14 protein-coding genes are annotated in these 13382 nt (G+C 58.2%); all 14 read right to left on the minus strand.

Features of this window, described 5'->3' with window-relative positions; genetic code table 11:
• Positions 1 to 117: 117 nt before the first annotated feature.
• The 14 genes from glmS to C5F71_RS12875 all read right to left on the minus strand — a co-directional run bounded on the left by glmS (position 118) and on the right by C5F71_RS12875 (position 13377).
• A complete protein-coding gene (gene glmS, locus C5F71_RS12805) occupies positions 118 to 1950 on the minus strand; it encodes a glutamine--fructose-6-phosphate transaminase (isomerizing) (protein WP_029290121.1) in 1833 nt (610 codons plus the stop codon).
• A gap of 9 nt (positions 1951 to 1959) precedes the next feature.
• Positions 1960 to 2727 carry a DeoR/GlpR family DNA-binding transcription regulator gene (locus C5F71_RS12810; protein ID WP_029290123.1) on the minus strand — a complete coding sequence of 256 codons (768 nt, stop codon included), beginning with the start codon at positions 2725 to 2727 and terminating at the stop codon, positions 1960 to 1962.
• Positions 2728 to 2955: 228 nt separating this feature from the next.
• Positions 2956 to 4323, minus strand: a complete 1368-nt coding sequence (gene glmU / locus C5F71_RS12815) for a bifunctional UDP-N-acetylglucosamine diphosphorylase/glucosamine-1-phosphate N-acetyltransferase GlmU (RefSeq protein ID WP_104911256.1) — start codon at positions 4321 to 4323, stop codon at positions 2956 to 2958.
• A gap of 123 nt (positions 4324 to 4446) precedes the next feature.
• Positions 4447 to 4863, minus strand: coding sequence for a F0F1 ATP synthase subunit epsilon (locus C5F71_RS12825; RefSeq protein ID WP_032885166.1), 417 nt, complete (start codon positions 4861 to 4863; stop codon positions 4447 to 4449).
• A gap of 44 nt (positions 4864 to 4907) precedes the next feature.
• A complete protein-coding gene (atpD, locus tag C5F71_RS12830) occupies positions 4908 to 6284 on the minus strand; it encodes a F0F1 ATP synthase subunit beta (RefSeq protein WP_029290131.1) in 1377 nt (458 codons plus the stop codon).
• A gap of 27 nt (positions 6285 to 6311) precedes the next feature.
• Entirely contained in the window at positions 6312 to 7172 is an 861-nt protein-coding gene (gene atpG, locus C5F71_RS12835; RefSeq protein WP_029290134.1) for a F0F1 ATP synthase subunit gamma, read from the minus strand.
• Positions 7173 to 7222: 50 nt separating this feature from the next.
• Entirely contained in the window at positions 7223 to 8767 is a 1545-nt protein-coding gene (gene atpA / locus C5F71_RS12840) for a F0F1 ATP synthase subunit alpha (RefSeq protein WP_029290137.1), read from the minus strand.
• Between the two features lie 21 nt (positions 8768 to 8788).
• Entirely contained in the window at positions 8789 to 9325 is a 537-nt protein-coding gene (locus C5F71_RS12845; protein WP_029290139.1) for a F0F1 ATP synthase subunit delta, read from the minus strand.
• A gap of 12 nt (positions 9326 to 9337) precedes the next feature.
• Entirely contained in the window at positions 9338 to 9808 is a 471-nt protein-coding gene (locus C5F71_RS12850; RefSeq protein ID WP_008439543.1) for a F0F1 ATP synthase subunit B, read from the minus strand.
• Between the two features lie 56 nt (positions 9809 to 9864).
• Complete coding sequence (atpE, locus tag C5F71_RS12855; protein ID WP_002555987.1) at positions 9865 to 10122, minus strand: F0F1 ATP synthase subunit C; 258 nt, start codon at positions 10120 to 10122, stop codon at positions 9865 to 9867.
• A 133-nt stretch (positions 10123 to 10255) separates the two neighbouring features.
• Positions 10256 to 11125, minus strand: coding sequence for a F0F1 ATP synthase subunit A (gene atpB / locus C5F71_RS12860; protein ID WP_029290172.1), 870 nt, complete (start codon positions 11123 to 11125; stop codon positions 10256 to 10258).
• 16 nt (positions 11126 to 11141) lie between these two features.
• Positions 11142 to 11549 carry a F0F1 ATP synthase subunit I gene (locus C5F71_RS12865; protein WP_104911257.1) on the minus strand — a complete coding sequence of 136 codons (408 nt, stop codon included), beginning with the start codon at positions 11547 to 11549 and terminating at the stop codon, positions 11142 to 11144.
• A gap of 148 nt (positions 11550 to 11697) precedes the next feature.
• Entirely contained in the window at positions 11698 to 12570 is an 873-nt protein-coding gene (locus C5F71_RS12870; protein ID WP_104911258.1) for a ParB/RepB/Spo0J family partition protein, read from the minus strand.
• A gap of 9 nt (positions 12571 to 12579) precedes the next feature.
• Complete coding sequence (locus tag C5F71_RS12875) at positions 12580 to 13377, minus strand: ParA family protein (protein WP_005792605.1); 798 nt, start codon at positions 13375 to 13377, stop codon at positions 12580 to 12582.
• Positions 13378 to 13382: the final 5 nt, after the last annotated feature.

The following is a 13382-nucleotide window of genomic DNA, read 5'->3' on the forward strand; positions in this document are numbered from 1 at the left end:
TCGGGCCCAGGGTACTTCGTGCAGCCATTGAGGACGGTGGCGCGTCTGTAGCAGGCGCTGATCAGAACGGTCAGCTACCTGCGTCAGATTTGATTCTCTAAAACCACCCGATAGACGTTACTCAACCGTCACCGACTTGGCCAGGTTACGCGGCTGGTCAACGTCGGTGCCCTTGAGCACGGCCACGTAGTACGACAGCAACTGCAGCGGGATGGTGTAGAGGATCGGCGACAGGGTGTCGTGGATGTGCGGCATGTTGATGACGTGGGTGCCTTCACCGTTGGTCATGCCGGCCTTCTCATCGGCGAATACGATCAGTTGGCCGCCACGGGCGCGCACTTCCTGCAGGTTGGACTTGAGCTTCTCCAGCAGTTCATTGTTCGGCGCAACGGTGACCACGGGCATGTCGTCGTCCACCAGGGCCAATGGGCCGTGCTTGAGTTCACCGGCCGGGTAGGCTTCGGCGTGGATATAGGAGATTTCCTTGAGTTTCAGGGAGCCTTCCATTGCCACGGGGTATTGCGCGCCACGGCCCAGGAACAGGGTGTGGTTCTTGTCGGCAAACAGCTCCGCGACTTTCTCTACCGTGCTGTCCATAGCCAGGGCTTCGCCCAGGCGAGTCGGCAGGCGGCGCAGTTCTTCTACCAGGGTGGCTTCGACGCCTGCAGCCAATGTGCCGCGCACCTGGCCCAGGGACAGGGTCAGCAGCAGCAGGCCCACCAACTGGGTGGTGAAGGCTTTGGTGGAGGCTACGCCGATTTCGCGGCCGGCCTGGGTCAGCAGAGTCAGGTCGGACTCACGCACCAGGGAGCTGATGCTGACGTTGCAGATCGCCAGGCTCGCCAGGTAGCCCAGCTCTTTGGCATTGCGCAGGGCCGCCAGGGTGTCGGCGGTCTCGCCGGACTGGGAGATGGTCACAAACAGTGTGTCGGGCTGCACCACGACCTTGCGGTAGCGGAACTCACTGGCGACTTCGACCTGGCACGGGATGCCGGCCAGTTCTTCGAGCCAGTAACGGGCGACCATGCCGGCGTGGTAGCTGGTACCACAGGCGACGATCTGTACATTGCGCACTTTGGCGAACAGCTCGGCGGCTTGTGGGCCGAACGCGTTGACCAGCACTTGCTTGTCGCCAAGGCGTCCTTCCAGGGTGCGTTGCACCACGGCTGGTTGCTCGTGGATTTCCTTGAGCATGAAATGGCGGAACTCGCCCTTGTCGGCAGCTTCGGCACCGTCGCGGTATTGCACGGCTTCGCGCTCGACGGAGTTGCCGTTGACGTCCCAGATCGCCACGCTTTCACGGCGGATGTCGGCGATATCGCCTTCTTCCAGGTACATGAAGCGGTCGGTGACCTGGCGCAGGGCCAGTTGGTCGGACGCCAGGAAGTTCTCCCCCAGGCCCAGGCCGATCACCAGCGGGCTGCCACTGCGGGCGGCAACCACACGATCCGGCTGGCTGGCGCTGATCACGGCGAGGCCGTAGGCGCCATGCAGTTCCTTGACCGTGGCCTTGAGGGCGGTGGTCAGGTCGCTGTGGTCCTTGAGCTTATGGTTGAGCAGGTGGGCGATGACTTCGGTGTCGGTGTCCGAGGTAAACACATAGCCCAGGCCCTTGAGTTGTTCGCGCAGCACTTCGTGGTTCTCGATGATGCCGTTGTGCACCACCGCAATATCACCGGAGAAGTGTGGGTGTGCATTGCGTTCGCACGGCGCACCGTGGGTCGCCCAGCGGGTGTGGGCGATGCCCAGGCGGCCAGCCAGGGGCTCACCGGCCAACGCCTGCTCCAGTTCGCTGACCTTGCCCGGGCGACGCATGCGCTCAAGCTTGCCTGCGTTGCTGAAAACCGCCACGCCGGCACTGTCGTAGCCACGGTATTCGAGGCGCTTGAGGCCTTCGAGCAAAATGGCGGTAACGTTTCGTTCAGCGACTGCGCCTACAATTCCACACATGGTTTTCTCCTAGATGACTGCCGCGCAAATCAGCGTAATGCCGCGGGCTTGAATCTGGTCGCGGGCCTCAAGCGGCAGGCGATCATCGGTAATAAGGGTATGGACGCTGCTCCAGGGCAGTTCCAGGTTGGGGATCTTGCGGCCGATCTTGTCGGATTCGACCATCACCACCACTTCACGGGCGACTTCGGCCATCACTCGGCTCAGGCCCAGCAATTCATTGAAGGTGGTGGTGCCGCGCTGCAGGTCGATGCCGTCAGCGCCGATAAACAGTTGGTCGAAGTCATAGGAACGCAGCACTTGTTCAGCGACCTGGCCCTGGAACGAGTCCGAGTGCGGGTCCCAGGTGCCGCCGGTCATCAACAGCACCGGCTCATGCTCCAACTCACTCAGAGCACTGGCCACATGCAGGGAGTTGGTCATCACCACCAGGCCCGGTTGATGACCCAGCTCGGGGATCATCGCGGCGGTGGTGCTGCCGCTGTCGATGATGATCCGTGCATGTTCACGCAGCCGTTTGACCGCCGCCCGGGCGATGGCGCGCTTGTGCACAGAAATGGGCTGGGCAGGATCGCCCACCAGTTCCTGGGGCATGGTAATTGCGCCACCGTAGCGACGCAGCAGCAAGCCGTTGCTTTCCAGCGCGGCGAGGTCCTTGCGGATGGTCACTTCGGAGGTTTCGAAACGCTTGGCCAATTCGTCCACGCTCACTTCACCCTGCTCGTTGAGCAAGGTGAGGATGTTGTGGCGTCTTTGCGGTGTATTTCGTTTCGACATGGTGATGATAAGTTTCGTTTCGAAAGATAACGAAGGCAATCAAAACCTATTGACGAGAAATCGTCAAGCGCGGCGAGTAAAATTTTAAATCCCCAGAAACCAAATGTGGGAGCGGGCTTGCTCGCGAATGCAGTCTGTCAGTTGATACATGCATTGACTGACACTGCATATTCGCGAGCAAGCCCGCTCCCACATTGGAGATTTTTTGCCTGTGAAGGTGTGGATAACTCAGGTCTTTTTGATTTTGACCGGGCGCTTCCAGCCGTCGATATTGCGCTGGCGGGCGCGGGCCACACCTAGCTGCAAGTTATCCACATCCTGATTGATGGTGGAGCCTGCGGCCGTACTGGCACCATCGCCCACCTTCACAGGGGCAACCAGCGAGTTATTGGAGCCGATGAATACATCTTCTCCCAGCACGGTCTGGTGCTTGTTGGCGCCATCGTAGTTGCAGGTGATGGTGCCTGCGCCGATGTTGGTGCGCGCGCCGATAACGGCGTCGCCCAGGTAAGTCAGGTGACCCGCCTTGGCGCCCTCGCCCAGGTGGGCGTTTTTCAGTTCGACAAAGTTACCCACATGGGCCTTGGCCTCCAGCACGCTACCAGGCCGCAACCGCGCAAACGGCCCAGCATCGCTGCCCTCGCCCATCACTGCTCCGTCAATATGGCTGTTAGCCTTGATCACCACGCCCTTGCGCAGAGTGCTGTCCTTGATCACGCAGTTGGGGCCAATCACCACGTCGTCTTCAATGATCACGCGGCCTTCAAGGATCACGTTGATATCAATCAGCACGTCACGGCCCACGGTAACCTCACCGCGCACATCGAAACGCGCCGGATCACGCAGTGTCACGCCCTGGGCCATCAAGCGGCGGCCTTCGCGCAGTTGGTAGTGACGCTCCAGTTCCGCCAGTTGCTTGCGGTCGTTGGCGCCCTGCACTTCCATTGGGTCGTGGGGCTGCTCAGTGGCGACCAGCAGGCCATCGCTGACGGCCATCTCGATGACGTCGGTGAGGTAGTACTCGCCCTGGGCGTTGTTGTTCGACAGACGACTCATCCAGTCCGCCAAATGCGCTGCCGGCACCGCGAGAATCCCGGTGTTGCCTTCGGTAATTGTCCGCTGGGCCTCAGTGGCGTCCTTGTGCTCGACGATGGCTGTGACCTTGCCGTCGGCATTGCGCACGATACGGCCGTAACCGGTCGGGTCGTCCAGCTCGACGGTGAGCAACCCCATCTGGCCAGGCACCACGTGTTTGAGCAGGCGCTGCAGGGTTTCTACTTCGATCAGCGGCACGTCACCGTAAAGGATCAGCACAGTGTCAGCCTTGATGAACGGTACGGCTTGCGCCGTGGCATGACCGGTCCCCAATTGCTTGTCCTGCAATACGAAATTCAAGTCGTCGGCGGCCAGACGCTCACGCACCACGTCGGCGCCGTGGCCAATCACCACGTGGATACGCTGTGGCTCCAATTGTCGGGCGCTGTGGATAACATGGCCAAGCATGGAGTTGCCAGCAACCGGGTGCAGTACCTTGGGCAGGGCTGAACGCATGCGAGTGCCCTGGCCTGCGGCGAGAATGACGATTTCAAGAGACATGAATGGCTACCAATCCTGGGCGGTCCGGCTTCAGACCAAAGAAGTGTTTTGCAAAAAAAGAAAAAGGGTAGCCGAGGCTACCCTTTTTAATCAATCGCGCATGAAGCATGACGGCTTGGCCGCTTACTTCTTGCGGATCTGCTGGAGCGTGCGCAGCTGGGCTGCAGCCTCGGCCAGACGTACAGCAGCAGCGCTGTAGTCGAAGTCCGCACCCTTTTCGTTCAGGGCCTTCTCGGCAGCCTTGACGGCTTCCTGAGCGGAGGCTTCATCCAGGTCGCCAGCACGTTGCACGGTGTCGGCAAGTACCTTGACCATGTTCGGCTGAACTTCGAGGAAACCACCGGAGATGTAGAACACCTCCCTCTCCCCGCCCTGCTTGGTCAGAGTGATCGGACCTGGCTTCAAGCTGGTGATCAACGGCGCGTGGCCCATGGCAATACCCAGGTCACCGAGTTCGCCGTGTGCAATCACCATTTCTACCAGACCGGAGAAGATTTCCCCTTCCGCGCTGACGATATCGCAATGGACTGTCATAGCCATCTGATTGCCTCAACCTGATGAGCGCCCGTTGCCGGGCGCCTGGATTACAGTTTCTTGGCTTTCTCGATCGCTTCTTCGATGCCGCCGACCATGTAGAACGCTTGTTCTGGCAGGTGGTCGTAGTCACCGTTGAGGATGCCTTTGAAGCCAGCGATGGTGTCTTTCAGGGAAACGTATTTACCCGAAGCACCGGTGAAGACTTCAGCCACGAAGAACGGCTGCGACAAGAAGCGCTGGATCTTACGAGCGCGGGATACCAACTGCTTGTCGGTTTCCGACAGCTCGTCCATACCCAGGATCGCAATGATGTCCTTCAGCTCTTTGTAGCGCTGCAGCACGTACTGAACGCCGCGAGCGGTGTCGTAGTGCTCCTGGCCGATCACGTTCGGGTCCAGCTGGCGCGAAGTCGAGTCGAGTGGATCGACCGCTGGGTAGATACCCAGGGAAGCGATGTCACGGGACAGTACGACGGTGGCGTCCAAGTGGGCGAAGGTGGTCGCTGGCGACGGGTCGGTCAAGTCATCCGCAGGTACGTATACCGCTTGGATCGAAGTGATCGAACCTTCCTTGGTCGAAGTGATACGTTCTTGCAGAACGCCCATCTCTTCAGCCAGGGTCGGCTGGTAACCTACTGCAGAAGGCATACGGCCCAGCAGTGCGGATACTTCAGTACCGGCCAAGGTGTAACGGTAGATGTTGTCGACGAACAGCAGAACGTCGTTACCTTCGTCACGGAACTTCTCGGCCATGGTCAGGCCAGTCAGTGCTACGCGCAGACGGTTACCCGGCGGCTCGTTCATCTGACCGTAGACCAGTGCCACTTTGTCCAGAACGTTGGAGTCCTTCATCTCGTGGTAGAAGTCGTTACCCTCACGAGTACGCTCACCCACACCGGCGAACACAGAATAACCGCTGTGCTCGATGGCGATGTTACGGATCAGTTCCATCATGTTTACGGTTTTGCCTACACCGGCACCACCGAACAGACCGACTTTACCGCCTTTGGCGAACGGGCAAACCAGGTCGATAACCTTGATGCCGGTTTCCAGCAGGTCGTTGCCGCCCGCTTGCTCGGCGAACGAAGGTGCTGGACGGTGAATGCCCCAGCGCTCTTCAGTATCGATCGGGCCAGCTTCGTCAATCGGGTTGCCCAGTACGTCCATGATCCGGCCCAGGGTCGCTTTACCGACCGGTACGGAGATGGCAGCGCCAGTGTCGACAACGTCCAGACCGCGCTTCAAGCCTTCGGTGGAACCCATCGCAATGGTACGAACTACGCCGTCGCCCAGCTGCTGCTGAACTTCGAGAGTCGTTTGCGCGCCTTGTACTTTCAGCGCGTTGTAGATGCTCGGTACGCTGTCGCGTGGGAATTCCACGTCGATAACGGCGCCGATGATTTGAACGATACGTCCGCTACTCATAGCTGGATCCTCTGAATATTTGAACCGTTAAACCGCGGCAGCGCCGCCGACGATTTCCGAGATCTCTTGGGTGATCGCAGCCTGACGCGCCTTGTTGTAGATCAGCTGCAAATCGCTGATCAGATCACCGGCGTTGTCGGTAGCGTTTTTCATCGCGATCATCCGCGCCGCTTGTTCAGCTGCGTTGTTCTCGACCACCGCCTGGTACACCTGCGACTCCACGTAGCGCACCATCAAGCCGTCAAGCAGCTCTTTGGCGTCTGGTTCGTAGAGGTAGTCCCAGTGGTGCTTGAGTTCCTGATCCGGGGTCGCCACCAGTGGAATCAATTGCTCCACGGTTGGCTGCTGGGTCATGGTGTTGATGAACTTGTTGGATACCACGGACAGGCGGTCGATCCGGCCTTCCAGGTACGCATCCAGCATCACCTTCACACTGCCGATCAAGTCATTGATCGACGGCTCTTCACCCAGGTGGCTGATAGCTGCAACGACGTTACCGCCGAAGTTGCGGAAAAAGGCCGCACCCTTGCTACCAACAACACACAGATCAATCTCGACGCCGTTTTCGCGGTTTACCGCCATGTCCTTGACCAGGGCCTTGAACAGGTTGGTATTCAAACCACCGCACAAACCACGGTCACTGCTCACTACCACATAACCTACACGCTTGACGGCGCGCTCGATCATGAACGGGTGGCGGTATTCCGGGTTGGCGTTGGCCAGATGCCCAATTACCTGGCGGATACGCTCCGCATAAGGACGGCTAGCAGACATGCGCATTTGTGCCTTGCGCATTTTGCTGACCGCCACTTTCTCCATGGCGCTGGTAATTTTTTGCGTGCTTTTGATGCTCGCAATCTTACTGCGAATCTCTTTTGCGCCTGCCATGTAACACCTATCAGGTTAGCAAGCGGGAGCCTTGCGGCTCCCGCTGCGGCTTACCAGGTTTGGGTGGCCTTGAACTTCTCGATACCAGCCTTCAGGCCAGCGTCGATTTCGTCATTGAAGTCACCCTTCACGTTGATCTTGGCCATCAAATCGGCATGATCTCGGTTGAAGTAAGCAATCAGCGCTTGTTCAAAGCTGCCGACCTTGGCGATTTCGACGTCAGTCAGGAACCCACGCTCAGCGGCATACAGCGACAGCGACATGTCAGCGATCGACATTGGCGCGTATTGCTTCTGCTTCATCAGCTCGGTAACGCGCTGACCATGCTCAAGTTGCTTACGGGTCGCTTCGTCCAGGTCAGAAGCGAACTGGGCGAATGCCGCCAGTTCACGGTACTGAGCCAGAGCGGTACGGATACCACCGGAGAGCTTCTTGATGATCTTGGTCTGAGCGGCACCACCCACACGGGATACCGAAACACCGGCGTTCACAGCAGGACGGATCCCGGAGTTGAACATGGCCGATTCCAGGAAGATCTGACCGTCGGTGATGGAAATCACGTTGGTCGGAACGAACGCGGAAACGTCGCCAGCCTGGGTTTCGATGATCGGCAGTGCGGTCAGGGAACCGGTTTTGCCGGTCACTGCGCCGTTGGTGAACTTCTCTACGTACTCTTCGGATACGCGGGATGCGCGCTCCAGCAGACGGGAGTGGAGATAGAACACGTCGCCTGGGTAGGCTTCACGGCCTGGTGGACGGCGCAGCAGCAGGGAAATCTGGCGGTAAGCCACTGCTTGCTTGGACAGATCGTCATAAACGATCAGCGCGTCTTCACCGCGGTCGCGGAAGAATTCACCCATGGTGCAACCGGAGTACGGTGCCAGGAATTGCAGCGCAGGAGATTCCGAAGCACTGGCAGCCACGATGATCGTGTTGGCCAGGGCGCCGTTTTCTTCCAGCTTGCGAACCACGTTGGCGATGGTCGATTGTTTCTGACCGATTGCTACGTAGACGCAGAAAATGCCGCTGTCTTTCTGGTTGATGATCGCGTCGATCGCCAGAGCGGTCTTACCGATCTGACGGTCACCGATGATCAGCTCACGCTGGCCACGGCCGACTGGGATCATGGCATCGACAGCTTTGTAGCCAGTCTGTACAGGCTGGTCTACCGACTTACGCCAGATCACGCCTGGAGCAACTTTCTCGACCGCGTCGGTCTCGGTGTTGCCCAGTGGACCTTTACCGTCAACAGGGTTACCCAGTGCGTCGACAACGCGACCCAGCAGTTCCTTACCAACCGGAACTTCGAGGATGCGGCCTGTGCACTTGGCGCTCATACCTTCAGCCAGACTGGTGTATGCGCCCAATACAACGGCACCTACGGAGTCTTGCTCCAGGTTGAGGGCCATACCGTAGACGCCGCCCGGAAACTCGATCATCTCGCCGTACATTACGTCGGCCAGACCGTGAATCCGCACGATGCCGTCAGATACGCTGACGACAGTGCCTTCGTTACGGGCTTGGGAGGTCACATCGAGCTTGTCGATGCGGCCCTTGATAATTTCACTTATTTCGGAAGGATTGAGTTGCTGCATTGCTCTGCTGCCCCTTCAAACTCAAGATTTCAATGCTTCGGCAAGATTCGCGAGTTTGCCGCGAATCGAGCCATCGATAACCAGGTCGCCGGCGCGAATGACAACACCCCCAATGAGGGATGGGTCTTCCGCAACTTGCAGGCGCACTTCCCGGTCGAGTCGTGCACTGAGAACCTTGGCGAGTTTGTCTTGCTGTTCTTGGTTCAATGCAAAAGCACTGGTCACTTCAACGTCTACCGACTTCTCTTGTTCGGCCTTGTACAGGTCGAACAGAGCGGCAATCTCCGGCAAAAGCAGGAGACGGTCGTTTTCGGCAATGATGTGGATGAAGTTCTGCACTTTCACATCAAACTTGTCGCCGCACACGTCAATAAACGTGGCGGCCTTGTCTGCGCTCGTCAGTCGCGGGGCCTTGAGCACGCGCTGCATGGTGTCGTCTTGCGACACTGCTGCAGCCAGGCCGAGCATGGCTGACCAAGAGGCCAGCTGCTGGTGGGCCTGGGCGTGCTCGAAGGCTGCCTTAGCGTAAGGTCGGGCCAACGTGGTCAATTCTGCCATGATCGCCCTCGCTTAAATTTCAGCAGCCAGTTTGTTTACCAGCTCCGCGTGCGCGTTTTGATCGATTGTGGCACCCAGGATCTTCTCAGCACCGCCGACGGCCAGAGCACCCAGTTGGGCACGCAGCGCATCTTTGACACCGTTCAATTCCTGTTCGATCTCGGCCTGAGCCTGAACCTTCACACGGTCAGCGTCGATACGGGCTTTTTCAACAGCCTCTTCAACAATCTGGTTACCGCGTTTCTTGGCTTGCTCAATGATTTCAGCTGCCTGAGCCTTCGCTTCGCGCAGTTGCTGACCCGCTTTATCTTGGGCCAACTCCAGGTCGCGAGCTGCTCGTGCGGCAGCGTCCAGTCCATCCGCGATCTTCTTCTGACGTTCGTGCAAAGCCGCGATGACCGGAGGCCATACGAACTTCATGCAGAAAACAACAAAAATCAAGAACGCTAAGGACTGACCAATAATGGTTGCATTAATGTTCACGCCAATACCTCGCTCGTTCGTTGCACAACACACCAATCACTCGAAAAAACGAGTGATTAACCGGCGAGTTGACCAACGAAGGGGTTCGCGAAGGTGAAGAACAGAGCGATACCAACACCGATCATGGTCACGGCGTCGAGCAGGCCGGCAACGATGAACATTTTAACTTGCAGCATTGGAACCATTTCTGGCTGACGCGCTGCGCCTTCCAGGAACTTGCCGCCCAACAGGCCGAAACCAATGGCAGTACCCAGGGCGCCCAGGCCGATCAACAGTGCAACAGCGATAGCGGTTAGACCAACTACAGTTTCCATCTTTCCTCCCGACTTTTACGTCGTATGGTTTAGGTTTTTTAGATTTTAAAGCGGTAAAACAAATCGTTTCATAGCCCTTGGGGGCCACCTTCCCGTTTCACCGGGAAGGACATCAGACTAGTCGAGACTGGTCTTAATGGTTCTCTTCGTGCGCCATCGACAGGTAGACGATGGTCAGCATCATGAAGATAAACGCCTGCAGGGTAATGATCAGGATGTGGAACACAGCCCACGCCCACTGCAGAACAATGCCCAGGCCGCTAAGCCAGAGCAGGCCGCTGCCGAACATCACAGCGATCAGAATGAACACCAGCTCGCCGGCATACATGTTGCCGAACAGTCGCAGAGCCAGGGAAATCGGCTTGGCGATCAGGGTGACGAATTCCAGCAAGAAGTTCACCGGGATCAGCAGGGCTTGAACGAAGATGTTCTTGCTGCCGAACGGGTGCAGGGTCAGTTCGCCGATGAAGCCGCCGATGCCCTTGATCTTGATGCTGTAGAAGATGATCAACGCGAACACCGACAGGGCCATGCCCAGGGTAGCGTTCGGGTCAGTGGTCGATACCGCGCGGAATGGGATGTGCGGGTCGCCGCTGATCCACATGGCCACTTGCGGGATCCAGTCCACCGGGATCAGGTCGACGGCGTTCATCAGGAACACCCAGACGAAGATGGTCAGTGCCAACGGTGCAATCACCGGGCTACGGCCATGGAAGCTGTCTTTCACGCTGCCATCGACGAATTCGACCAATACTTCAACGAAGTTCTGCAAAGCACCTGGCTGACCGGAAGTCGCCTTCTTTGCCGCCATGCGGAAAATCAGGACGAAGATCAGACCCAATGCGACCGACCAGCCCAGAGTATCCAGGTGGAAAGCCCAGAAGCCCATTTCTTTGGCCTCTGCTGCGGAGTGGGCAAAGCCCCAGCCGCCGTTGGGAAGCTGACCGAAGGTCAGGTTCTGCAAGTGGTGCTGGATATAGCCCGAAGCGGTTGTTTCTGCCATGGTTGCCTCAAACGCCCTAAGGTTTCGAAAGTCTTGTTTTCATTAGCAGGGGAGCGAACCAGCTGACCAGTTGGGTCAACACGAAGACGCCGAATACAGCTAGCGGCGCCAATGGCTTCACACCTGCAAAGGTCAGTGCAAACAGCACTGCCGTCAAAATCAGTTTCCCTGCTTCGCCGGCATAAAAAGACCGGACGATAGCCTGGGCTGCTCGGGCGCCGGAAAACCGAAAGGCCCTGTGAGCAAAATACATATTGGGCAGCAAGGCTATCAGGCCTCCGCAGAGTCCTGAATACCCGGCTACGACCCCATGCCAATACCAAAGCGCCAATGCGGCGATCAGCAGAATGACAAATTGGGCCAATAAAACCGGGAAAACGGCCAAGCGATGGAACGGCAACGTGTTTGGCGTGCGGTTTTCCATCACTCTTGCTCCTCAATGGTCGGCTGCCGGAAATCAATAACTTGGCATAATTTGTGCCGACAAAATGCGCGCAGAGTATAGGGGCGGTTCTGCCCCTATTCAACTGCCGGGTAGTGATTTCCGACTGCACGCTACATAAGCAAATGTTTCAGCGGATGTGGGAAAGAACGCCCTGGAGCTCATCGAGGGAGTTATATCCGATAACCAATTGCCCTTTACCCTTCTTACCGTGGCGAATTTGCACCGCAGAGCCCAGCCGCTCGGCCAGGCGCTGCTCAAGGCGCGCAATATCCGGATCAGTTTTGGCGGTTTCAACCGGTGCAGGTTTGCCACTGAGCCACTGGCGAACCAGGGCCTCGGTCTGACGAACGGTGAGACCTCGTGCGACAACGTGTCGCGCCCCTTCAACCTGTTGATTTTCCGGTAAACCGAGCAAAGCACGGGCATGACCCATTTCCAGGTCACCGTGGGACAACATGGTCTTGATCACTTCTGGAAGCGCGATCAGACGCAACAGGTTGGAAACCGTGACACGGGATTTGCCCACCGCATCGGCCACTTCCTGCTGGGTCAGCTTGAATTCCTGCTGCAAGCGCTGCAGGGCAATGGCTTCCTCGATGGGATTGAGGTCTTCGCGCTGGATATTCTCGATCAATGCCATGGCAATGGCAGTTTCATCCGGCACATCGCGCACCATCGCCGGGATGTTTTCCTGGCCGGCCTGCTGGCTGGCGCGCCAGCGGCGTTCGCCGGCGATGATTTCAAACCGACCGCCACCAATGGGGCGCACCACAATCGGCTGCATCACGCCCTGGGCCTTGATCGAATTGGCCAGCTCTTCCAGCGCCTGCGGGTCCATGTCCCGGCGCGGCTGGTACTTGCCACGCTGGATCAAGTCCAACGGCAAGTGTTGCAGCTCACGGGAGTCGGCCTGCACCGCCTGTTCTTCCAGCGAAGTGACAGTCGGACCACTCAGCAGTGCATCCAGTCCACGTCCGAGACCTCGTTTCTTGACGGCCATGGGGATTCCTTAAGTTGGCTGGGCGGCAGCGGTGCGTGAGTTGCGGCGTTGGCGACGAACCATCTCGCCGGCCAGCGCCAGGTAGGCAATGGCACCACGGGATGACTTGTCGTACGCCAGCGCGGGCATGCCATAGCTTGGCGCTTCGGCCAGGCGGATGTTCCGTGGGATCACCGTGTCGTAGAGCTGGTCGCCAAAGTGCTCCTTGAGCTGCGCCGACACATCGTTCATCAGGCTCAGGCGCGGGTCATACATGGTCCGCAGCAGGCCTTCGACTTTCAGGTTCGGGTTGAGCAACTCAGCGATGCGCTTGATGTTATCCACAAGGTCGCTCAAGCCTTCGAGGGCGAAGTACTCGCACTGCATGGGGATAATCACCCCATCGGCGGCGACCAACGCGTTGAGCGTCAGCATCGACAGCGACGGCGGGCAGTCGATCAAAATGTAATCGTAATTCTCGCGGATCGGCGCCAGGGCGCTGCGCAGACGGCTTTCTTTCATCTGCATTTCCAGCAGCACCACTTCCGCCGCGGTCAGATCGCGGTTGGCCGGCAGCAGTTGATAACCGCCGTGCTCGGAATAGTGCATGGCCTGGGCCAGGTCGCACTCGCCAATCAGCAAGTCGTAGACCGAGTTTTCCAGGCCGTGTTTATCCACACCGCTACCCATGGTGGCGTTGCCCTGTGGATCGAGATCGATCAACAGCACCCGACGCTTGGTAGCGACCAGGGATGCTGCGAGGTTGATGCAGGTGGTGGTTTTGCCCACGCCACCTTTCTGGTTCGCTATCGCGAATACCTTAGCCATTCTTG

Source organism: Pseudomonas sp. LG1D9 (assembly GCF_002949995.1).
GTDB lineage: Bacteria > Pseudomonadota > Gammaproteobacteria > Pseudomonadales > Pseudomonadaceae > Aquipseudomonas > Aquipseudomonas proteolytica.